This is a genomic window from Sphingomonas sp. NFX23 (genome assembly GCF_049887795.1).
In the GTDB taxonomy this organism is placed as follows: domain Bacteria; phylum Pseudomonadota; class Alphaproteobacteria; order Sphingomonadales; family Sphingomonadaceae; genus Sphingomonas.
Window position 1 is genome coordinate 193,008 of the sequence record NZ_JAGEKH010000002.1, and the last position, 21,628, is coordinate 214,635.

At 61.9% G+C, this 21,628-nt stretch carries 16 protein-coding genes; 9 read left to right on the forward strand and 7 right to left on the reverse strand.

Features of this window, described 5'->3' with window-relative positions:
* Window positions 1-95: 95 nt before the first annotated feature.
* Entirely contained in the window at window positions 96-671 is a 576-nt protein-coding gene (locus J4O76_RS04755) for a recombinase family protein (protein ID WP_426280570.1), read from the reverse strand.
* Between the two features lie 355 nt (window positions 672-1,026).
* Window positions 1,027-1,950, reverse strand: a complete 924-nt coding sequence (locus tag J4O76_RS04760) for a LysR family transcriptional regulator (protein WP_426280571.1) — start codon at window positions 1,948-1,950, stop codon at window positions 1,027-1,029.
* Between the two features lie 148 nt (window positions 1,951-2,098).
* Here J4O76_RS04760 and J4O76_RS04765 point away from each other — a divergent pair, with 148 nt between their 5' ends.
* The 7 genes from J4O76_RS04765 (at window position 2,099) to J4O76_RS04795 (ending at window position 9,636) form a co-directional block, all read left to right on the forward strand.
* On the forward strand, window positions 2,099-3,082 hold the full coding sequence (locus tag J4O76_RS04765; protein WP_426280573.1) for an aldo/keto reductase: 984 nt from the start codon (window positions 2,099-2,101) through the stop codon (window positions 3,080-3,082).
* A 16-nt stretch (window positions 3,083-3,098) separates the two neighbouring features.
* Window positions 3,099-3,956, forward strand: a complete 858-nt coding sequence (locus tag J4O76_RS04770) for an aldo/keto reductase (RefSeq protein ID WP_426280574.1) — start codon at window positions 3,099-3,101, stop codon at window positions 3,954-3,956.
* A 63-nt stretch (window positions 3,957-4,019) separates the two neighbouring features.
* Complete coding sequence (locus J4O76_RS04775; protein ID WP_426280576.1) at window positions 4,020-4,559, forward strand: nuclear transport factor 2 family protein; 540 nt, start codon at window positions 4,020-4,022, stop codon at window positions 4,557-4,559.
* Between the two features lie 64 nt (window positions 4,560-4,623).
* Entirely contained in the window at window positions 4,624-5,790 is a 1,167-nt protein-coding gene (locus J4O76_RS04780; RefSeq protein WP_426280578.1) for a (R)-mandelonitrile lyase, read from the forward strand.
* A gap of 14 nt (window positions 5,791-5,804) precedes the next feature.
* Window positions 5,805-6,431, forward strand: coding sequence for an aldehyde dehydrogenase iron-sulfur subunit PaoA (paoA, locus tag J4O76_RS04785; RefSeq protein ID WP_426280579.1), 627 nt, complete (start codon window positions 5,805-5,807; stop codon window positions 6,429-6,431).
* Window positions 6,428-7,381, forward strand: a complete 954-nt coding sequence (locus J4O76_RS04790; RefSeq protein ID WP_426280580.1) for an FAD binding domain-containing protein — start codon at window positions 6,428-6,430, stop codon at window positions 7,379-7,381. Before paoA ends, J4O76_RS04790 begins: the two co-directional genes overlap by 4 nt.
* A complete protein-coding gene (locus J4O76_RS04795; protein WP_426280582.1) occupies window positions 7,378-9,636 on the forward strand; it encodes a molybdopterin cofactor-binding domain-containing protein in 2,259 nt (752 codons plus the stop codon). Before J4O76_RS04790 ends, J4O76_RS04795 begins: the two co-directional genes overlap by 4 nt.
* Window positions 9,637-11,052: 1,416 nt before the next feature.
* Here the strand turns inward: J4O76_RS04795 and J4O76_RS04800 are convergent.
* A complete protein-coding gene (locus J4O76_RS04800) occupies window positions 11,053-11,976 on the reverse strand; it encodes a hypothetical protein (protein WP_426280583.1) in 924 nt (307 codons plus the stop codon).
* A 144-nt stretch (window positions 11,977-12,120) separates the two neighbouring features.
* Window positions 12,121-13,941, reverse strand: coding sequence for a DUF6538 domain-containing protein (locus tag J4O76_RS04805; protein ID WP_426280585.1), 1,821 nt, complete (start codon window positions 13,939-13,941; stop codon window positions 12,121-12,123).
* 226 nt (window positions 13,942-14,167) lie between these two features.
* On the opposite strand from J4O76_RS04805, the gene J4O76_RS04810 reads away from it, so the two are divergent.
* Window positions 14,168-15,346: an aspartyl/asparaginyl beta-hydroxylase domain-containing protein gene (locus J4O76_RS04810; protein WP_426280587.1), complete on the forward strand. Its 1,179-nt coding sequence runs from the start codon at window positions 14,168-14,170 to the stop codon at window positions 15,344-15,346.
* Between the two features lie 34 nt (window positions 15,347-15,380).
* On the opposite strand, the gene J4O76_RS04815 is transcribed toward J4O76_RS04810, so the two are convergent.
* Together J4O76_RS04815 and J4O76_RS04820 are read right to left on the reverse strand one after the other, a co-directional pair.
* Window positions 15,381-16,670 carry an aspartyl/asparaginyl beta-hydroxylase domain-containing protein gene (locus J4O76_RS04815; protein ID WP_426280588.1) on the reverse strand — a complete coding sequence of 430 codons (1,290 nt, stop codon included), beginning with the start codon at window positions 16,668-16,670 and terminating at the stop codon, window positions 15,381-15,383.
* Between the two features lie 18 nt (window positions 16,671-16,688).
* Complete coding sequence (locus J4O76_RS04820) at window positions 16,689-16,949, reverse strand: hypothetical protein (RefSeq protein ID WP_426280590.1); 261 nt, start codon at window positions 16,947-16,949, stop codon at window positions 16,689-16,691.
* A 128-nt stretch (window positions 16,950-17,077) separates the two neighbouring features.
* On the opposite strand from J4O76_RS04820, the gene J4O76_RS04825 reads away from it, so the two are divergent.
* Entirely contained in the window at window positions 17,078-18,142 is a 1,065-nt protein-coding gene (locus tag J4O76_RS04825; RefSeq protein ID WP_426280591.1) for a hypothetical protein, read from the forward strand.
* Between the two features lie 194 nt (window positions 18,143-18,336).
* Here the strand turns inward: J4O76_RS04825 and J4O76_RS04830 are convergent, their stop codons facing one another.
* Window positions 18,337-21,564 (reverse strand): TonB-dependent receptor domain-containing protein, encoded by a 3,228-nt coding sequence (locus tag J4O76_RS04830; RefSeq protein WP_426280592.1) that lies wholly within the window; start codon window positions 21,562-21,564, stop codon window positions 18,337-18,339.
* Window positions 21,565-21,628 lie beyond the last annotated feature (64 nt).

The following is a 21,628-nucleotide window of genomic DNA, read 5'->3' on the forward strand; positions in this document are numbered from 1 at the left end:
AGCGATCGTCCAGATCTCAAGTCGCAAATCATGGCAGCGGTAGGTCGAGGTTTGCAGTTGGCTCGGTTAAACCTGAAGGCGGTATCAAGTATGCGCTACGTTCGCTTCTCCGCACGTTGTATCGCCGCACGGCTCACACCATACTCAGCCGCGAGAGTACCTAGCGAAACACCCTTAGCCCTGCTTGCGCGTATAGCGGCCTGCTGATCGCCGGTAAGGGCTGAGGGGCGTCCGAGCGTCTTGCCCGCCGCGCGGGCACGATCAAGACCTGACTGCGTGCGCTCTATTAACAGGTCGCGTTCAAACTCTGCGACAGCGGCAATTACGCTCATCGTCATTCTACCAGCGGGGCTGGTGAGGTCCACGCCTCCAAGTGCAAGGCAATGAACCCGCACGCCGGCCAAGGCTAACGCTTCGATCGTGGCTCGGACATCCATTGCGTTTCGACCCAATCGGTCCAGCTTGGTGACAATCAGAACGTCGCCCTTTTCAAGGCGCTCTGTGAGCTTTCGGAAGCCTTTACGCTCCATCGCCGCCACCGACCCGGAAACGGTCTCCGTGACCACCCTATGCGGCTCTACGGCGAAGCCCGCCGCCTCGATCTCGCGAACTTGGTTGTCGGTAGTCTGGTCGGCGGTGCTGACCCGGCAATACGAAAACGTGCGTGTCATGGTCTTCCTGTATCGAAATCGTGCATTCAATCTATAGGTGTATCGAAATTGAGGTAAAGGTATATTTCGATACATTCCCTGATGGGGGCTCGAAAACGACCGATTCAGATACAGCGGGCTCCTGATCGCGAGATCATCGCCCCGACGAGACTTGATCAATCGCCTGTTGAGCCACCGCGCGGCTACGCCAGCTGGAATGCAGTTGTAATGCTTGGGAATTAGGTGCCTGCACGGTCGGAAGCGTAGTTCCAATTGCTTGTGGCAGCGTCATGGAAAGCACTGCGGTTAAGGGCGATGGCATGCAACGAATAACAGTCGAGGGCGTCACAACCAGTCAGTCCTAGTACCTACACCGTTACCGCGCTGAAGCTTGGCTTTGCGATTTGGCGCCTCGGTACCTCAGCGCCTCCAAAAGTAGGCTGAAGGCTGGCGATGGCTGGCGTCGGCTGGGGTAGTAAAGATAGTGGCCGTCGAACGGTTCACACCAATCCTCCAGTACCCGAACGAGACGCCCATCAGCCAACTGTGGCGCGACATGATCCTCGATCATGAAGGCGATACCGTGGCCGGCAATTGCGGCATCGATGGTCAGATCAACGTCGTTGAGGACAAGCTGTCCCTCGACCTTCACCTTCAGCTCGCGTCCGTTCTTCTCGAACTCCCAGACATACAGGCCACCAGAACTGACGAAGCGCAAGTTGATGCAGCGATGATGGGCAAGATCACCAGGCGTCTGCGGTGTGCCATGTTCGGCAAGATAGCCGGGTGACGCTATTGCTGCCATGCGAAGCTTCGGACCGATCGGCATCGCGATCATGTCCTTTTCCAGCCGCTCCCCCAGGCGAACGCCGGCATCGAACCGTTCGGCAACGATGTCTGTCAGCCCGGCATCAACGCTAAGCTCGACCTCTATGTCGGGGTTTTCGCCAGTAAGCCGGTCGATTGCTGGCCACAGGACCGTTCGCGCCGCGTGCTTGGACGTCGTGATGCGGATTGTCCCGGCAGGACGTTCGCGCATTTCGGTTAGCGAGGAGAGCTTGGCATCAATATCTTCCAAGGCAGGCCGCAACGTCTCTAAGAGCCTTTCGCCGGCAACGGTCGGCGAAACGCTACGTGTGGTACGGGTCAGCAGCCGCAAACCTAGCTTGGCTTCCAGCCTCCGCATCGAATGGCTTAGAGCCGATTGCGACACGCCCAGTCGCGCAGCAGCGCGGGTGAAGTTACGTTCCTCGGCCACAGCAAGGAACATGGCGAGACTACCTAGATCCTCACGCCGCACAGGTTAGCCTAACTCGATATGGTTTCATGACAACTGGTCATAGGCTCATGCCGATCATGCTGTCTAATCGCGGTGATAACGCGAGCCTATCTTGGTCGGCAAGCGGTGCTGGACGTGCATCGCACATCGACGGCGCAGGAACACGATCATGCAAAAGCGTAAATTAGGCGAGAGCGGTCTTGAGGTATCGGCACTAGGGCTCGGCTGCATGGGCCTCAGCTTCGGCTATGGCCCGGCAACCGACCGGAACGAGGCAATCTCGCTAATCCGCGCTGCATTCGAGCGCGGCGTAACTTTCTTCGACACCGCTGAAGCCTATGGTCCAGGTACCAACGAAGAGATCGTCGGTGAAGCGCTGGCACCGATGCGTGACCAGGTCGTGATTGCAACTAAGTTTGGCTTTAAAAACGCTGTTCCAGCCGATGGTCTCGACAGTCGTCCCGAACGCATCCGACAGGTTGCTGACGAAGCGCTGGCGCGGCTCGGGACTGACCGCATCGATCTTTTCTACCAGCACCGCGTCGATCCAGCGGTACCTATGGAAGACGTGGCCGGCACGGTGAAGGATCTGATCCAGGCCGGCAAGGTCAAGCACTTCGGCCTGTCGGAGGCTGGGGCTGCCTCGATCCGCGCCGCCCACGCCGTACAGCCCGTTGCTGCCTTGCAGAGCGAATATTCGATGTTCTGGCGTGAGCCAGAGACCGAAATTCTGCCGCTACTCGAAGAGCTGGGCATCGGCTTTGTGCCGTTCTCACCGCTCGGCAAGGGCTTTCTGACAGGCAAGATTGACGCGAACAGCACCTTTGCCGGCGACGATTTCCGTAGCACCGTTCCCCGCTTTTCACCCGAAGCGCTGAAGGCGAATATGGCGCTGGTCGACCTCGTCGGATCGATCGCAGCGGAAAAGGGTGTGACCCCAGCACAGGTCGCTCTGGCATGGTTGCTGGCGCAGCGTCCGTGGATCGTGCCGATCCCCGGCACGACCAATCTTCATCGCTTGGAGGAAAATCTGGGCGGCGTGGACGTTGTCCTCACGGACACGGATCTGACCCGCATTTCGGGCTCACTCGCCGGCATTGAGCTTCAAGGCGAGCGTTACGGCGCTTCGCATCAGCGCCTCATCAATCGCTGAATCGGAGGAAACGAATATGAGCAACACCATCCCAGCAGTGACGCTGAATAACGGCGTTGAGATGCCGATCCTCGGGTTCGGCGTATTTCAGGTGCCGGACCCGGCCGAGTGCGAGCGCAGCGTTCGCGATGCTATCGACGTCGGCTATCGGCTGCTCGACACGGCTGCGTCTTACGGCAACGAAGCGGCCGTAGGCGCAGCGATCAAGAGTCACGGTATCAATCGCAGCGAGTTGTTCGTCACGACCAAGCTTTGGATCCAGGACGCCAACTACGATGGGGCCAAGGCAGCCTTCGAGCAATCGATGGACAAGCTTCAGCTCGATTACCTCGATCTGTACCTGATCCATCAGCCGTATGGCGACGTCTACGGAGCATGGCGGGCGATGGAGGAACTGCAAAAGGCCGGACGGATCCGCGCGATCGGCGTCAGCAACTTCTATCCCGATCGCCTTGTCGACTTCGTACTGCACAACGAGGTGAAGCCGGCGGTCAACCAGATTGAGATCCACCCCTTCCACCAGCAGGCTGATGCGGTGAAGACCCTGGCGGAATACGGCATTCAGCCAGAGGCGTGGGGACCGTTCGCCGAAGGCAAGAATGGCCTGTTCACGAACGAGGTGTTGCAGCCGATCGCCGACAAGCATGGCAAGAGCGTCGCTCAAGTGGTGCTTCGCTGGCTGACCGACCGGGGCATCGTCGCGATCCCCAAGTCGGTGCGCAAGGAGCGCATGGCGCAGAACTTCGCCATCTTCGACTTCGATCTCGACGCCGGCGACCTCGAAGCGATCGCCAAGCTCGATCAGAACGCCAGCAGCTTCTTCGACCACCGCGATCCGGCGATGGTAAAATGGCTCGGTGAACGGAAGATTTGATCGTCAAACCTGGCCGATGTCGACGCATCGGCCTGCCAATTTCAATGTCGTGCGGGAGCAGTGATGACGGATACTCGATCGACCCAGGGAACGAGCTGGCGCTGCCTGCTTGGTGCCGTGGTCTTGTCATTGCTGCCGATGCAACCTTCGCCCGCACAACAATCGCCGGCACCGCCCACGGAGACAATCAAGACCGCCGCCACCCATACCCCGATGCAGCAGCAGGTCATCGACCTGTCGAAGGCCAAGTGGGACTGGATGGCGGACAAGAAGGTCGACTCCCTGGCGACGCTCTTCGACGACCGCGCCATGTTCACTCACATGGGCGGGACGTGGGGCAAGGATCAGGAGCTCGCCACCATCAAGAGCGGAGGCATCTGGTACAAGAAGGCATCGCTCTACGCGGTGGACGTGCGGGTGTTCGGTGACACCGCGATCGTTCTGGAAGACATGGATCTGGAGGCCGTTGTCGGTGGCAACACCGTCACCAACGCCTTCATGGTCACGGAAGTCTACACAAAGCAGGCTGGCAAGTGGCGCTTGGCCCAACTGACATTCTCGCACCTTCGTCGTCCAGTGCGGGCGGGTGCGAGCAGCAAGTAGCGTCGATGAACGACGCTGTTCGATGGCAAGTCGCCAGTGTGAGAGTAGGATGGGAGATGAAACTATGAAGGTTGCTTCAACCGCTGCTGCCGCTCTGGCGATGGCCGTGCCGGCCGAAGCACAGGATCGTCCGTCGGTCGCACCCAAGAACATGCAGGCGATCGCGCCGGCGCTGGCGGGCTATACCGATCGGGTGTTGTTTGGCGACGTCTGGGTGCGTCCTCAACTGGCACCGCGAGATCGCAGCATCGTCACGTTGTCGGTGCTGATCGCGACCGGCAAAACCGCGCAGATGGCGAGCCATCTTGGCCGCGGTCTCGATAATGGCATCAAGCCGACCGAGGTGGCGGGCATGGTCACGCAGCTTGCCTTCTACACCGGATGGCCAAACGCCGTCTCGGCTCTGAATGAGGTCGAGAAGGTGTTCGCCGCACGCCACGTCGATCTGCAATCACTCGCAGCAATCCCTCCGGCCACCGCGCCGCTTCCCGGCTCCGATGGCGCTCGTGCCGCGACCGTTCAAAAGACGCTCGTGTCGATCGCACCCAAACTCGCTCAGCTCACCAACGACGTGGTGTTCGCCGACCTCTGGCGACGCACTGATCTGTCGCCCCGCGACCGTAGCCTCGTCACCATCGCCGCGCTCGCCGCAGGCGGCGACGGCGATCAGCTCACTTTTCACGTCCAACGTGGTGTTGAGAATGGGCTGACCCAGGCGCAAGTCGTTGAAGCGCTGACCCATCTCGCTTTCTACGCGGGATGGCCGAAGGCGAACGCCGCGATCGGCATCGCGGGTAAGGTATTTGGCACAAAGGAGTCCGACGCCATGACAACCGTCCAGATCGTTCATCCTGGCCAGGAGCCTAAGCCCGGCCCCGCCGACTATTTCACCGGCAGCGTTTCGGTCGCGTCGCCCTTCAAAGGAACCGGCGACGCCCGCCTTGGCGGCGCGACGGTGACGTTTCAGCCGGGTGCCCATACCAACTGGCACACACACCCCTTGGGGCAATTGCTCATCGTCACCGCGGGACACGGGTGGGTTCAAGTCGATGGCGAGGCTGCCAAGCCGATCGCAACAGGCGATACCGTCTTCGTCTCGCCGGGCGTCAAGCACTGGCATGGTGCGGCTCGCGACACGGCGATGACGCACGTCGCAGTGTCGGAAGCGCTCGACGGTACGTCCGTGACCTGGCTCGAGCCGGTCGCGGGCGACCTATACAACAAGCTGTGATGGGAGAGCCGGCGATGATGTCCGAGATCGAAATGTCGAGGCGAGGCGTCCTCGCTGGCAGCGCTGCGACGGCCGCCTTGGTGGCGGCGCCAAATGTGGAAGCACAACCCGCCAAGACGGCTGCGCCGGCAACCATGCCGGTATCGCTGACCGTCAACGGCAAGCGCCAAGACCTCACGCTCGACACGCGCACGACGCTGCTCGACGCGCTCCGTGAGCATGTAAAGCTCAACGGCACGAAGAAGGGCTGCGATCACGGCCAGTGCGGCGCCTGTACGGTGCTGGTGAACGGGACGCGGATCAATTCCTGCCTCAGCCTTGCCGTGCAGCATCAGGGCGACGCGATCACAACGATCGAGGGTCTGGGAACGCCGGACAAACTGCATCCGATGCAGGCGGCGTTCGTCAAGCATGACGGATACCAGTGCGGATATTGCACGCCCGGGCAGATTTGCTCGGCGGTCGCGGTTCTCGCTGAGATCAAGGCCGGCGTCCCGAGCCACGTTCAGGCCGACCTCACAACGAAGCCGCAGGTGACGAATATCGAAATGCGTGAGCGGATGAGCGGCAACATCTGCCGTTGCGGCGCATACTCCAACATCGCCGAAGCGATGGCTGACGTTGCGGGGAGCAAGGCATGAAAAGCTTTACGTACGAGCGTGCGAAGACGCCAGCCAATGCGGCAGCAGCGGTCGGCACCATGCAGGGCGCGAAGTTTCTGGCTGGTGGCACCAACCTGCTCGACTTGATGAAGCTGGAGATCGAGACGCCGACCCATCTCGTCGACGTGCAGGATTTGCGCCTCGATCGCATCGAGAAGACCGATCAGGGCGGGCTACGCATTGGCGCATTTGCAACCAATACTGCGCTGGCGGCTGACGAGCGCGTGCGGCGTGACTATGGCGTGCTAACCCGCGCGATAGTGGCCGGGGCGAGTGGTCAGCTTCGCAACAAGGCGACGACCGCGGGCAATCTGCTTCAGCGCACGCGCTGCCCGTATTTCTACGACACCAACCAGCCCTGCAACAAGCGCCGGCCCGGTTCGGGATGTGCCGCGATTGGCGGCATTTCGCGGCAGTTGGCAGTCATTGGATCATCTGACCAGTGTATCGCCACGTACCCCGGCGACATGGCTGTGGCGCTGCGCGTCTTGGATGCCAGCGTCGAGACGATCACGCCGAGTGGGCAGACACGATCGATACCGATTGCTGACTTCCACCGGCTCCCCGGTAACACCCCGCACATCGATACCAACCTTGCCAAGGGTGAACTGATCACGTCGGTGACGTTGCCGCGGCCGATCGGCGGGACGCACATCTACAGGAAGGTACGTGATCGCGCCTCCTACGCGTTCGCACTCGTGTCCGTCGCGGCTGTCGTTCAAAAGGACGGTAGCGGTCGTGCCGCATTCGGCGGGGTCGCGCACAAGCCGTGGCGGGTCGAAGCCGCGGAAGCGGCAATGGCGCAAGGTGCTGCTACAGTGACGGCGCAGGCATTCGCAGGCGCCAAGCCGACGTCTGAGAACGCGTTCAAGCTATCGCTGGCCACCCGAGCGCTGGCGTCCACCTTATCGGAGGCACGGGCCGCATGAAGTTCGACACGCCCGCGGGCATCAACCCGATCGACCGCGAAACGGTCATCGGCAAGCCGCATCCTCGTATTGAGGGGCCGCTCAAGACCACCGGCACGGCGGTCTACTCCTATGAGAACCATGCCGTCGCACCCAACGCTGCCTATGGCTACGTCGTTGGTGCCGGCATCGCCAAGGGCCGGATCGCATCGATCAATGTTGCCGAGGCGAAAGCGGCGCCAGGCGTTCTCGCCGTCATCACGGCCGACAATGCCGGGCCTGTGAAGTCTTCAGGCTTCTATGTCGCCAAGCCGCTCGCCGGCCCGGAGGTCGATCACTACCATCAGGCGATCGCACTCGTCGTGGCGGACACGTTCGAGCAGGCGCGCGCCGCAGCCGGGTTGATCCGCGTCGATTACACGCGGGGCAAGGGCGCGTTCGACCTCCCCGCCGCCCGCGCCGGTGCCAAACCCCATCAACGCCAGCCGGACGTCAGGATTGGTGATTTCGAGGGGGCCTTCGCCAAGGCAGTGGTCAAGGTCGATCAGACCTACACCACGCCCGATCAGAGCCACATGATGATGGAGCCGCACGCGACGATCGCGCGCTGGGATGGCGACGAGCTGACGCTTTGGTCGGCCCAGCAGATCGTCGGCTGGGCGCGGCGAGATTTGGCGAACAAGATCGGCGTGCCGCAGGACAAGATCCGGGTCGTCGCGACATACATTGGCGGCGGGTTCGGCGGAAAAGGCAGTGTCTGTTCGGATGCCGTTCTCGCGTCACTTGGTGCGCGGGCGACAGGTCGGGCGGTCAAGGTCGCGCTGCCACGTCCACTGATGCCAAACAACACCACGCATCGTCCCGCGACCATCCAGCGTGTCCGCCTTGGTGCCGGCAAAGACGGTAAGCTGATCGCCATCGGGCACGAAAGCCTGTCGGGAAACCTGCCAGGCGGCGGGCCGGAGATTGCGGCGGCACAGACGGAATTGCTCTACGCTGGTGCGAACCGCCTCAACGTGACCCGACTTGCCACGCTCGACCTGCCGGAGGGTAACGCCATGCGTGCGCCGGGTGAGGCATCTGGCATGATGGCGCTCGAAGTGGCGATGGACGAGTTGGCGGAAAAGCTCGGCATGGACCCGGTGGAGTTGCGGATCATCAATGATACCCAGGTCGTGCCAAGCGACCCCGGCCGTGGCTCCGGGACCGATCCACAAGGCGCCAGCGGCAATCAGGGACCGCAAAAGCCAGCCTCGCGCCCCTTCTCGACGCGCGAGCTGGTGCAATGCCTGCGTACTGGTGCGGACCGGTTCGGCTGGAAAGAGCGCGATCCCAAGCCGGGGGCGCGCCGTGACGGCAACTGGCTGATCGGCATGGGGATGGCGTCAGCAATCCGTGGCGCACCGATCATCCCAGCGGGCGCGCGCGTGACGCTGGATGGCAAGGGCATGGTCACTGTCGAAAGCAACATGACCGACATGGGGACCGGCAGCTACACGATCATCGGCCAGACGACGGCCGAGATGATGGGCCTGCCCCTAGACCGGATCATCGTGAAGCTCGCCGACACTCGTTTCCCCGAGGCGTTTGGTGGTGGTGGACAGGCGGGGGCGGCGACGGCGACCGCGGGTGTCTATGCCGCGTGCGTTAAACTGCGTGAAGCAGTTGCGACCTCGCTTGGCTTCAATTCCGGTGATGTCGAGTTCGCGGACGGGGAGGTGCGATCAGGCAATCGCCGCGTGCCATTGGCGGGTGCCGCGAAGGCCGGGCCGATCACGGCCGAAGACAAGATGGAATATGGCGACCTGTCTAAGCGTTATGAGCAGCAGACGTTCGGCGCGCACTTCGTCGAAGTCGGCGTAGATGCCTGGACCGGCGAGATCCGTATTAGGCGCATGCTCGCCGTCTGCGCTGCCGGGCGCATCCTGAACCCTACGACAGCACGAAGCCAGGTGATCGGTGGCATGGTCATGGGTGCCGGCGCTGCGCTGATGGAGGAACTGGCCGTCGACAAACGGTTCGGCTTCTTCGTCAATCACGATCTGGCGGGATACGAGGTGCCGGTTCACGCCGACATTCCGCATCAGGACGTCTTCTTCCTGGATGAACTCGACCCGACGATGTCGCCGCTGAAAGCCAAGGGTGTCGGAGAGCTGGGCATCTCCGGCGTCGCGCCGGCGATCGCCAATGCCATCTACAATGCGACCGGCATTCGTGTCCGGGAGTATCCGCTCACGCTGGACAAACATCTCGACAAGCTGCCGCAGATCGCATGAGCGGTCCACGGCAGCACGGGTGGCAGGAGCGCTGCACGCGGCCTGCCACTGTTCGGTGAGCGCCTCATGACGAACACGGCAGGTATCTCGAAGCGGGTCATGCTCGCGGAATCTATCATCCTCGGCTTGGCGAGCGCCGCATGTACCGAGAAGAACGAGACGAGACGCATGAAGAACGCGAGAATGCTTTTCGCCTATCGCACGCGATCACGGATCACGGAGGTGCGATCGCATCGACAGCGCGAACAGCCTTGAGAAGCGCAGCATTGGCGTAGGGTTGCAGGAGGTCAGCGGGGGTGACGTGTTGTTTCTTTGGGCGGAGCTGGCTCGCGGAGCAGGCGTGGCGCAACAGATCGACATTGCTGTTGCCCGATAGTGCCCGACGCCGCCGGTGGATGGCTTGGAAGGGAATTTCCTCGGCTGTTTAGCTCCACCCGGGTCGTTACATGAAGCAAATATTTTAGGACTTCGCGTCCCGTTCTTTGGTCGTTTCGCGTCCTCTGTGACGGGCACTAGTTATCGTGCCCGTCACGCCCGCACTTACTCCTCCGATGACAAGTGTTCCCAACCCTCCTTAATGTCGTAATCGACGAGTCCTTCGCGGCGCTCTCGCAGTAGTGACCAGGTTGACTGCGACGCCAATGGTGAGTGGCATATCCAGGCACTGGTCACATTAGATACCATCAACATCGCGCCTGCAATCAGCTCTTCGTCTTCTAGGATCGCTAGTTCCATCGCACGTCGCAAAGAGGTTGCGACAACGTGTCGTATGAAGACTGGTCCCGGTATATCGATCTGATAAATCTGGTAGCTTTCCCTTTGATACTTATCGTTTGACATCACTTACAATCTCCACCGACCTTAATTGGTCTAGTTAGATATTGCATTAACCAGCTTGCATGTCGGGTGGCATGTCAGCAAAGCAAGATTTAAGTATTTAGCAGATGCACGCTCCCTCTAGGTAGTCGAGCCCAACAAACCTCCGAGCTTCTAAGGCCCATGCTCATCTTGGCCCAGGTCGCCTTCCATCGGGCCATAGGTGCGAGCGCACCGGAGATCCTAGTATCCGCACCCTCGTGACCCGCCGTTTTGATTGCCTCAGCGTCGAGGTGAGATACTCGCTCACGGGGCGCTCCGAGCGGGGCTCGATGGCATCGAGCCTGACCGACGTGGAGGTTGCACCTGCAACCAGACGCTGCGCCTCACTTTGCGCTCTAGGCCGCAGGTTGCCAGGCTTTCTGTGATGCGCCGGTGGTAGGCTTGGCGATAGAAAGGGTACGAAGAAAGAGCTCCGGCGCCTATCTCAAGCCCACTATCTTCCTCCCAATGGCTCGGCACGTCCACCACCGCCGAAGCGGTTATCACGACAAAAGTGCTCGAATCACGCAACTATCTGTAAACTATCCGCAACCGTGGTTACTGTCCCGCCGGCGCTCCCGGACCCGGCTCCCCGTCACGGATCAACGCCCAGAGACTCTGGGCCTCGCGGTTGAGCTCACGCGACATACACAAGCGGTTCTCGGGCAACGTACCGCTCGCGCTCATGGTGTTCTTGAACGAGTAGCTGATCCACTCGACGTTAAAAAAGGGGAAAAGCATCCTTTTCCACCAGACGTTGCGCCCCTGATTACGACCCTTGTAGATTACCGGACGGTCTCCCGTAGCATTCCCCGACGCGACTTTCATGGCATGGTAAATCTTGTCCGCTCCGGCATCGAGTCGTGCCGCTTCGAGGCCCTCGCGGGCTATTTGCACCTTGGTCCGCAATGGGAACTCGCCAGAGAGCAGCCTATGCGGATCTGCGGGTATGATCTGGATGACGCCATGAGCATGCACCTTGGTACGGCTCAAGCCGCTCTTGGTGCGGTCTTCTATGACGAACAGAAACCATGGCACGATGCCGAACTCGTCACGCAGACAACGAGCAAGCCTGTCCCGCAGGTAGACCTTGGGGTCTGTGCCTTTCGCTCGAAGCTCGTCTGCTAGTTCCTCGTGTATCGTGATCGTGAATGCCTTGCATGCCCCCTCCTGCAAGCACATCGATGCGACCTGCGATTTCATCCACTTGGTCAGTGACCGCCATGCGAGGAGGCTGGACCCGTCACTGTGCTTGAGCGGGAATCCTTTACCACGGTATTTCCAATATAATGATGACGACCCGTTTGCGAGGCTGTCGCGCTTGCCGGCGAGCAGGCGCTTGCGCACGCTAGTGGTAACAAAACTAAGGGTTTTCCAGTCACGCTCGATGGCTCGATCGGTGATAGCGAGGTCTATTGTCGCGTCGACTTTTTGCGGCCTCTTTGGGCGACTGCGGACGACAGGAGTGGTAGGAGCGTTCATAGTGGCCGTGTCGGTCCATTAAAAGTTGATGCGATGGGGTGAGGACCTCAATCGGTAGTCGATCAACCCGATCTCAAGCCGTGCCCCCCTGACGAGACGCCTGCCCCCATCGAGTGGCGGCGAACCATACCGGTTGATTCGACGTCAACAAGCGGGGTGGGGAACCTCGATGCCGGGATAGCTTATGCGCGCTATAATGTCGGCGCGCTGTCTCATGTCGATCCCGTCGGGGTTGTAAACCCTGTAGGTGAAACCGCGTTCGTGACCGAAGATCTGCGCCCAATCGTTTTCCGGCACTCCGCTGCGCTCCATTATGCGGGTCACGTTTTTGCGGAACGAGTGGAATGTCTTGGTTCGGTCGACGAAACCCCTGTCCGTCTTGAACCTCGAAAACTCTCGACCAGCGTCGTTGCCCGCCTTCTTGCCGCGACCTTCCTCGTTGAAGGTAGGCCAAAGCCGATCACTTGCCGCGCCTCGAGGACGCGCCAGCAGCCATGCGAGATCGGCGTGCACGGGGACTCTACGGTTGCCTGCGGGCGTCTTCGCATCCTCTACCTGGAAATAGTGGACGGTCGCCCCGCTGTCGGTGCTCTGACGGACCTGTGACCATGTCAGGGACGCGATCTCGTCTAGCCTCATGCCGGTGAACATGCCTACGAGAATGACCTCCAGCAGGTCCGAGCGCTTCGGTGGGGGGCAAAGAAGTTGACGAAGTTCATCGTCTTCCCAAGCAACATACGGTTTGACGTTGACGCCTGCGCGGAGCCTCGTGCGAAACCCATCAAATGGGTTCTCCCCATCACAGTGACCGCGCTGCTTCGACCACGTCCACAATTCCTGTAGCACTTGAAGGTGGCGATTCATGGTAGCGTCCGACAGGCCGCGGTCGCGATCCCCATGACGTACAATCAACTCGGACCATGAAAGCTTCCGCGAGGCAGGTGACCGAGCCCAATGCGGATCGAACAGGCGCAGTGTATCGAAGAAGTTCGTCGCATCCTGATGACAAACTCTACGAATTGGTTGGTCGTTGAAATAACCTCCGAACAGGCGGAACGTGGAGCGCTTCTGCTGCTCCGTGTTGGTCTCCTTGCGACCATGCGTTCCTCCTAGCCAATATCGCATGAACCGACCAACAAGCTCTGCAAACGGTATATCCGCTGCTGGAGCGCCTGGCTCACTGACGCCGAGCGCCCGTGTCACCAACTCATTAGCCGGTTTAGGAGCAAGCTCTCCCTGGTCGGCTCTGTAGCCCGCGTCTTGAGCTGCGACCACCGCGAGCGCGACATCGCGCACTAGCTGGGAAAACCATGGCGCTTCGCGATCAACCTCCACACCGTGGTTCGCGAGCTGTTTCTCGGTCGGTCCGATAAACCGCGTAACGTCACCGGCTCTAACCTCTCGCGCCACATCGAGCGCCGCTTCACGACGCTTGTCAGCCGAGCTATTGTGAGCGAGACGATCGCTCTTGAAGCTGGCAATGTCGAGCTCTTCAATCTTGTCGAGGACTTGGGTGTAGACCGCCTTGATGATCGCATTCTGCGTATGTTCCGGCAGCTCACCGCGCACGAGCACTTCAGGCTCGCGTTCGGTTAACGCGAGAGGAGATCCCCTGCGGATGCCGTCCCAATGCTCTTCGAGCTTTTCGAGAAGCATCATGGCAGCTTTGGTGGCATCACGGTCGTTGCTGGTACCCAGCGATTTTGTGACCACCACCTTGCCGAACGCCGCCTGCACGTCGGCTGGCACAGGCTTGCGTAACTGCCACATGGCCGAGCCGGGCCGCTTGACCATGTAACGGTTAAGGACGTTGACTGTAGCACTCATTTCAGCAGTCTGCTGTAGCATAAGCCTGCGGCAGTCAATGACTATGCCGTTCAAGGACACAAAAAGGTGATACAGCTTCGAACCCTGCCGCCCCAGCCAATTCTTTCCATATTCCGGATCTGCCGTATTTATCGGCAAGCCGCCGCCAGTAGCACGGCCGACTGTGCCAACGGCGTGGCCGCGGACTGGTCACCGCCTTGGCTGCGCTCCCGGTCGCTTATCGTCGCGTCGCCTGATCGACTATCTCCACTTCGAAATGCGGCTAACGTGGTCACATCGCATTCCCGCGCCGAAGCATGCCTCGCCTCAAGCCAGGTGAGACCCGCACACTTGGCATCCGCCTCCACATCGTTACGCTGGAGGAATGCAACTCACCCGGCCTCAAGCAGAAAATCTCGCGCGCGACGGGATGGCCGCGCTCCGCAACGGTAACGCGGCACGCGCCTATGAAATGCTGTCCCTTCTACGCGACGGGGCACCGGGCATGCCCGCGCCGTGGTTCCTGATCGCACAAGCCGCGCAGTCGCTCGGCCGCGACGACGAGGCGGAAACCGCGCTGGTGCATTTCCTGGCAGCAGAACCACGCCACCTGGCTGCGCTGTTGACGATGGCCGCGCTGAAGGTCCGACGCGGCGACGAGCGCGCGGCGCAATCCTTTTATCGCACCGCGCTGAACGTCGCCACGCTGCCGAATGCCACGATAGCGCCCGTCCTGGTGCCGATGCTGAAGGCCGGTGAAGCGTTCCTGGCGGATTGCGCGAAACGGTTTGCCGCACATCTCGGCGATGCGCTGGCGGGGACTGGTCTTGCCGCTGGCGTATCAGGAGGGCGTACGCGGTACGCGCTCGACCTGCTGCTCGGACGGCGCGAACTGTATCTGCAACAGCCTTCGATGTTCTATTTTCCCGGGCTTGCGCAGCGTGCGTTCTTCGAGCGCGACGAGTTCGCGTGGGTTGCCGCCATCGAGGCCGCGACCGCAGACATGCGTGCCGAACTCGAAAGCGTCGTCGCGGCCGAGAAGGGCTTTGCGCCCTATGTCCAATCGACGCCAGACCGCCCCGCGCCGGCCAACCCGTTGCTCGACGATCCAAGCTGGAGCGCGTTCCAGTTATGGCGCGGTGGCGAGCGCGTGGAACCCAACGCATCCTCCTGTCCGCATACCATGGCCGCACTCGAGCAAGCACCGATCCCGATCATCGCGGGTCGCTCGCCGATGGCGATCTTCTCGCTGCTGAAGCCGGGCACGCACATTCGGCCGCATCACGGGATGCTCAACACGCGGCTGATCTGTCATCTGCCGCTGATCGCACCCGAAGGATGCGCGCTGCGGGTCGGGGCCGAAACGCGCGCGTGGCGGGCCGGCGAGATGCTGATTTTCGACGATTCGTTCGAGCATGAGGCGTGGAACCGCGGCACGGAAACCCGGATCGTCCTGCTGTTCGAGGTTTGGCGGCCCGAACTGACCGCCGACGAACGCGCCGCGCTGACAGATATCTTCGAGGCCATCGACACCTATCAAGGCGTGGCGATCGACACGGGCTGAGCATATCCCTGCGGGCCGCCCGTCGGCACCGGCTTCAGTCTGCAACGTCTCCGCTATTGCCGAGCTTGTTGCCGAGAGAACCGAACAGGCGGCGCAGCATGGCCGTCTCGTCAGCCGTCAGATGGGGATTCCAGACATCGACGATCAGGACGGCCCGGATAGTGTCGCTGTCGTTCCAGGCCTCGTGCTCGATCGTATCGTCGAAAACGAACGCCTCGCCGACGCGCCATTCGCGGGTCTCGCCGCCGACGCGGAAACCGCATTTGTCGGGGACGATCAGCGGCAGGTGCACGACCGAACGAATGTTGCTGACCCCCGTGTGCGGCGGCAAATGCGTGCCAGGTTTGAGGACCGAAAAGAATGCGGTCGGTGCGCGGCCGGGAATATCCGCCAGCGGCAACGCATCGAGAATCGCCGCGGTCTGCGGACACCGCGCGCAGACCGCGTCGTCGCGGACCCCGTAGCGCCACAGATAGCGTGCGCTCCACTGGTCCGAGCGATCGAACGGACTCCACAGATTGGCCGGCGTGCCGAGCGGCATCGTCACGTAAGGTGAGAAGCCCGCCGACGGTTCGGCGAGCAGCGCGTCCAGTTCGGCGCGAATAACGGGTGTCGCCGCCTCGAAATCCGCCAACCAGGCGAAATGGTCGCGCGCGAAGAACTCGTCGGCCGGGAGGAACGGGAAATGCATCCCGTGCGGTGCGGGTGCGTAGATCGTCCGACGCCCCAGCATCGCATCGACGCAGGCATCGAACCGGCGGCGCTGTGCGGGGCTCACACCCGCCCGCAATGGCTGCATCGCGGCATCGACATCGTCCGACAGCGCGCGCGCGTGGAAGGCGATCCGCTCCGATGCACGCGCCAGCAGTTGATCGAGCGGTGGCGATCGATCGGCTATCGATTGGACGATCGTCGCCACCCCGCCCCAGCGAAACGCCGCCTGCGCCGCATCGCCGGTCCGGTCGTGCAGTTCGGCAAGGCGCACGTTCGCCATCAGGTTGCGCTGGTCGAGCGCCAGCGCGCGCTCCAGCGCAGTCCGCTCCGCCGTCGCATCGCCCAACCCGCGATGCGCGCTCGCCAGGTTCATCCACAGCGGCGCGGCGGCGGGATCGGCATTTGCCGCACGTGCGAAAAACTCGGCGGCGGCCTGGTCGTCCCGCCCCAGCGCGGCCATTCCCAGCGCGTTGAGCGCGACGGGATGATCTGGCGCGATCGCCAGGATCTCCCGGTACGCCGCCCCCGACCGCGCGGCATCGCCCGACCGGTGTGCCTGGTCGCCGTCACGCAGCAGCGCGTCGACCCGTTGTGCCAGTTGACTGCTCACGCCGATCGCCAAGCGCGCTTATTGACCGCCCATCGCCGCGCGATCGACCACATCCTGGCCCGCCGCGCGCCCCTCCTGGGCGAGCCGGTTCCATTCGGCACGCGTATGGCATTCGCGTCGGGTCTCGACCAGCGAGCCTGACGGTGCGGAGCGTTTGCAGATCGGCCGCTCCGGCTTGGCAACCGCCTTCGCCGGTGCCGCCGGTTCGGGTTGCTGCGCGACTACAGAGGATGTCGCGATGACAATCGTCGCCAGACCAAACGCAATCCGCTTCATCATCGCATAACCTCCCGGGCATCGTGTTCTTCGCAGTATCATGCCGCATTCGCCCGCGGGCACAATCGGAAATCGCACGATCGCGCCTCGCAGGTGGCGATCAGCGCCGTGATATGCGATCCCTTTGCCGCATGAGCATCTCTGCGCCATATCCTTCGACTAATAACATAGGCGCCGGCACGCTCCCCGCCGCTCGGATCGCCGACCCGCAATGGCTCGCGCATCGCTACGATCCCGGTCACGACGCAGTTCACCTGATCGCCGCGGACCGCACCATGCGAAGTGCTGCGACGTTCCTGACCGATGAATTCCTGCCGACTGCGGCAGCGCCGGTCGTGGTCCCCCGCCAGCAGGCGATCGCCATGATCCCGCGGATCGATCCGGTTCATTTCATCTTCCACTCGGCCTATTGCTGTTCGACCCTACTCGCGCAGGTCCTCGACCGTGCAGGACTTGCGTCGACGCTGAAGGAACCGCTGATTCTCAACGACCTTGTCGGCTGGCGCCACCGCGGCGGCAACCCGGCACAGGTCGCCGACCGGCTCGACAGCGCACTCACGCTGCTGTCGCGCGCATTCGTGCCGGGCGAGGCGGTGATCGTGAAGCCGTCCAACGTGGTCAATGCACTGGCTCCGACGATGATGACGCTTCGTCCAGAGGCACAGGCGGTGCTCCTGTACGCGCCACTGCGGGTCTTCCTCACGTCGATCGCGCGCAAGGGCATGTGGGGGCGTTTGTGGGTACGCGAGTTGCTTGCCAAACAGCTGGCGGACGGCATGGTCGACCTTGGATTCACGCAGGAGGATTATTTCAGGCTGACCGACCTGCAGGTCGCGGCGGTCGGCTGGATCGCGCAGGCCGACCTGTTCGCCGCGCTCGCGTCGCGGTTTCCGGGACGCGTGCGATCGTTGCAGAGCGAGACACTGCTTGCCGCGCCCCGCCCGGCGCTGGCCGCGCTCTGTACCCTGTTCGGCTTGGCCGACGATCCCGCGACGATCGACGCGTTGGCGGCAAGCGAGGCGTTCGGGCGCAACGCCAAGGACGGCAAGGCGTACCGTGCTGCCGACCGCACGCGCGAACAGATCGACGGTGCGGCATTCCATGCCGAGGAAATCGACAAGGTGCTGGCCTGGGCCGAAGCGGTCGCCCGCGGGGCCGGCGTAGCACTCGATCCACCCGCGCCGCAGCTCGACTGAGCACAAATCGGCGCGGAAGGTGTACGCCGCCGATGGCCGGGATCCTGCGTACCCCGTCACGTCAAACTGACGCAGCGTCCTCCTTCGCGCCAACCAGCCGACCCCGCGGCACGAAGGTTGCGACCCCATTCACGACCCCCACAGGCAAAAAGGGCGACTCCGAAGAGCCGCCCCAAGATCGGATCGTCGCGATCCTAGAAGTGCAGTCGTGCCCCGACCGCAAACCGACGGCCCAGCGCGTCGTACGTCGACGGATAGGTGTTGCCGCTGTTGTACGAGGTCGAACCAACAGTCGAACCAACGATCGGCGGCTCCTTGTCGAGCAGGTTCTGAACCGTGACGGTGAAGTCGAAGTTCTCTGCAACGGCGATACGCGTGGTCAGATCGAAATAGTCGTGCGCCTTGATGCGACCGAAGTTGACCGTGTCGCCGCCGAACGTACCTGCGAATGCAGGACCGCTACCGTCCGTCACGTCGTAAGGCTCTTGCTTAACACCTTCGATATGGCGCCACATGAGCGATACATCGACGCTGTCGGCAAACGTGAAGGTCGCCCGGGTATTCCAATAGAACTCCGGCTGGATCGATGCGCAGCTGACCGAATAATAGCCGGTGCATTCGCGGTTGATCGAGGTTGGCGTTGCTTGGAACTTGGAGTCATGCGTCCAGTTGCCTTGGAACGACAATGCCATCTTCGCAAATCCGATATCGCGACGATAATTGATGCCGAGATCGATACCGTCCGTCTTGATCTGGCCAAGGTTGGACAGCGGCGAGAACAGGCCGGGAGTAGTGGCGCTATCGCCGTAGAGATTGCCCGTCGCCGGATTACGGCGAATGACAGTGCAGGCAGCTGAAGTTGCGCTAGCCGCGCTCAAGGAAGGACCAAAGCAGGCGTTGATCGCATCGTCAGGCGTCTGGCTCGAAATCGCGCCCTTCACCTTGATGTTGTAGTAATCGACCGTGACCGAGAAACCCGGGATCAGCTGAGTAGGCTGGAGAACAACACCAAACGTGTACGAGTCGGACTTTTCCGGCCGGACGTTGAGGTTTCCGCCGGTCGTGACGTTCGGCTGACCAGCAGGATCCGCTTGGATCGTCCCGATCGTGCTGACCGGTGCGCCCTGCGCTACGCAGACGTTGCGCAACACGACGTTCGAAACAGGCGCGGTCCCAGCGCATGGATCGGTCGCCAGATTGGTCAGTCCGGTGGTCAGCGGTGAGAACAGTTCGCTGATGTTCGGAGCGCGAACCGCACGCTGATAGTTCCCACGCAGCTTTACGCCGACAACTGGCTCCCAGCTACCACCAGCCTTGTAGGTCGTCGTATTGTAGGTCGGCGAGGTGGGAACGAGCACCTTATAGTGCGAATAGCGCCCACCGACTTCCAACGTCAAACTTTGGAAGAAAGGCTTATCCTGGACGAGCGGCGCAATGATTTCGCCGAAACCCTCGACAACCTCATACCCGCCATCGACATTCGGAGCAGCACCACCGGCGCCACCGAGTTCGCCAGCCGTTTGAGCCAGCGTATCCGAGCGCTGCGACGCACGATATTTACGATATTCGGAACCGGCCGCGAAACCGACCGAGTCGGTTGCGAACGGCGATGCGAAGCCGAAGTCGCCGTTCAATACTGCACGAGCCTGAGCAAGCGATGTCTTGATCGTCGTGGTGCTCTCGCCGAGCAGGTAGGGAACCTGCGCTGGCGTGAGCGTCCCCTCCGCGCCGAACAGGTTAACGGGAACGCAACCCGTCCCTGCACCGAGCGCAGCACCCCCGGGAGCGCCAGCCAGGCAGGTCGTGGTGTTTGTAGCATACGCTGCCGAGCGCAAGCGCGACGTCAGGACGTAGCCCTGCAGCGTCTGCGTGTTCTCGGATTCACCGTAACCACCCGACACGTCCAGCTTGATGCCCTCGGTGATGCCCAGCTTAACGCCGGCTCGATAATCGAAAATCGTGGTTTGGAAGTTTGAGATACGCGGACCGACTTCTGGAGTACGACGCGACAGGGTCGTCGTCGCAGTCCGGAAGTTTGGATCCGTCGGGCTTGTCGCGATCGCGGCGGCCGCGCATTCCGTTGGTGTAAAGCGCGGCGTATAAGTAGTTTGAGCGGCAACCGAAGCACCAGCTGCAGTTACGCCGAGCGTTGTCGGTGCAATGTTGGCAGCGCAGAGCTGAGTACGGAGCGCGGCAGGCAGGTACGGATTGCTGAGGGGCACAACCAGCTGCGAGCCGAACGAACCCGATGGCGCCACGATGGTCTGCACGGTGTTCTTCGAGAACAGGCCGCGCGTATAGACCTCAATGTTGTCGGAAACGTCGTAGTGCGCCGCACCGTACATGTTGAAACGCTCGAACGGCGTCTGGAAGATGTTGTACGGGTTGAAATTGAACGGCGCATAAGCTGCAACGGCCTGCCCGTTCGAGCCAATCTGGCTGTTTCCACGATTGGCCATGCCGCCTGGGTTCAACGCGAGAATGGGAACGCCTGCTGCCGTCGTTCCGGTCTGGACATATAGCGGCGCCGTGTTGGCGATGCCGTTCACCAGCGTCCGAGTACCGGTAAGGCTTGCGGGGACCGAAGTACCCGAACCGCCGAGTGCACCGCTGAACGAGTTCACGTTGTTGATCGAGTAGTCACGATCGCCTTGATAGACGGGGTCTGACTGTTGATAGCCGACCGAGAATACCGCGTTGCCGCGACCGTCGTCGAAGTTCGCTCCGATCGTGATGTCGCCGCGGAAGTACGAACCGTCGCCACGCTCGGTGATCTGGTTCGAGACCGATGCGTCAAGGCCCGAGAAGTCCGAGCGGGTGATGAAGTTGACGACGCCTGCAACTGCGTCGGCGCCGTATGTTGTCGCTGCGCCGCCGGTCAGCGTGTCGACACGCTCGACGAGTGCGAGCGGGATGTTGTTGAGATCGACGCGACCGACCAAGCCCGATGGTGCCAGACGGTTGCCATCGAGCAGCACGACGTTACGGAACGAACCAAGGCCGCGAAGATCGACGTAGGATGCGCCGCCGTTGCCGTTGTTCACGGCCGAACCGATGCTCGGCACGGCACCTGGAAGGGTGCGCAGGATGTCTTCGGCAGTGTTCGACTGGCGAAGCTGGATTTCCTCCTGGCCGATGACCTGAACCGGCGCCGATGCGATCAGCGCCGGATTCTTGATCAGCGAGCCGGTGACGACGATGTCGCCCTGGCTGTTCTCGGTGGTCGGCGCCGCTTCGGACGTCGTCATGCCGACTTCGCCCTGGGCATTCGCGCCCGGCGTGGTTGCTTGGGTCGCGGTCGCGCCCCCAGCGCGAATCCCCGAATTGTCACCCTGGACTTGCGCGAACGCTGGCGTGGCAAGCGTCGCCGCTCCCATGAGCAGCGTGGTCGCAAGCAGGTGTGCACGAGCAGCAGATGTCATATTAGCCCCCTTGTTGCCGGCGTATCGCCGTGCATTTGCCCCCGGAAAAAGAACCGGCTCTGGG

Bases quoted from the DNA above. Each gene is read 5' to 3' on its own strand.
- J4O76_RS04825 (WP_426280591.1), top strand. From the start codon at position 17,078: ATGAGCATCTCTGCGCCATATCCTTCGACTAATAACATAGGCGCCGGC.
- J4O76_RS04830 (WP_426280592.1), bottom strand. From the start codon at position 21,564: ATGACATCTGCTGCTCGTGCACACCTGCTTGCGACCACGCTGCTCATG.
- J4O76_RS04755 (WP_426280570.1), bottom strand. From the start codon at position 671: ATGACACGCACGTTTTCGTATTGCCGGGTCAGCACCGCCGACCAGACT.
- J4O76_RS04820 (WP_426280590.1), bottom strand. From the start codon at position 16,949: ATGATGAAGCGGATTGCGTTTGGTCTGGCGACGATTGTCATCGCGACA.
- paoA (WP_426280579.1), top strand. From the start codon at position 5,805: ATGATGTCCGAGATCGAAATGTCGAGGCGAGGCGTCCTCGCTGGCAGC.
- J4O76_RS04790 (WP_426280580.1), top strand. From the start codon at position 6,428: ATGAAAAGCTTTACGTACGAGCGTGCGAAGACGCCAGCCAATGCGGCA.
- J4O76_RS04795 (WP_426280582.1), top strand. From the start codon at position 7,378: ATGAAGTTCGACACGCCCGCGGGCATCAACCCGATCGACCGCGAAACG.
- J4O76_RS04780 (WP_426280578.1), top strand. From the start codon at position 4,624: ATGAAGGTTGCTTCAACCGCTGCTGCCGCTCTGGCGATGGCCGTGCCG.
- J4O76_RS04765 (WP_426280573.1), top strand. From the start codon at position 2,099: ATGCAAAAGCGTAAATTAGGCGAGAGCGGTCTTGAGGTATCGGCACTA.
- J4O76_RS04775 (WP_426280576.1), top strand. From the start codon at position 4,020: ATGACGGATACTCGATCGACCCAGGGAACGAGCTGGCGCTGCCTGCTT.
- J4O76_RS04770 (WP_426280574.1), top strand. From the start codon at position 3,099: ATGAGCAACACCATCCCAGCAGTGACGCTGAATAACGGCGTTGAGATG.
- J4O76_RS04810 (WP_426280587.1), top strand. From the start codon at position 14,168: ATGCAACTCACCCGGCCTCAAGCAGAAAATCTCGCGCGCGACGGGATG.
- J4O76_RS04800 (WP_426280583.1), bottom strand. From the start codon at position 11,976: ATGAACGCTCCTACCACTCCTGTCGTCCGCAGTCGCCCAAAGAGGCCG.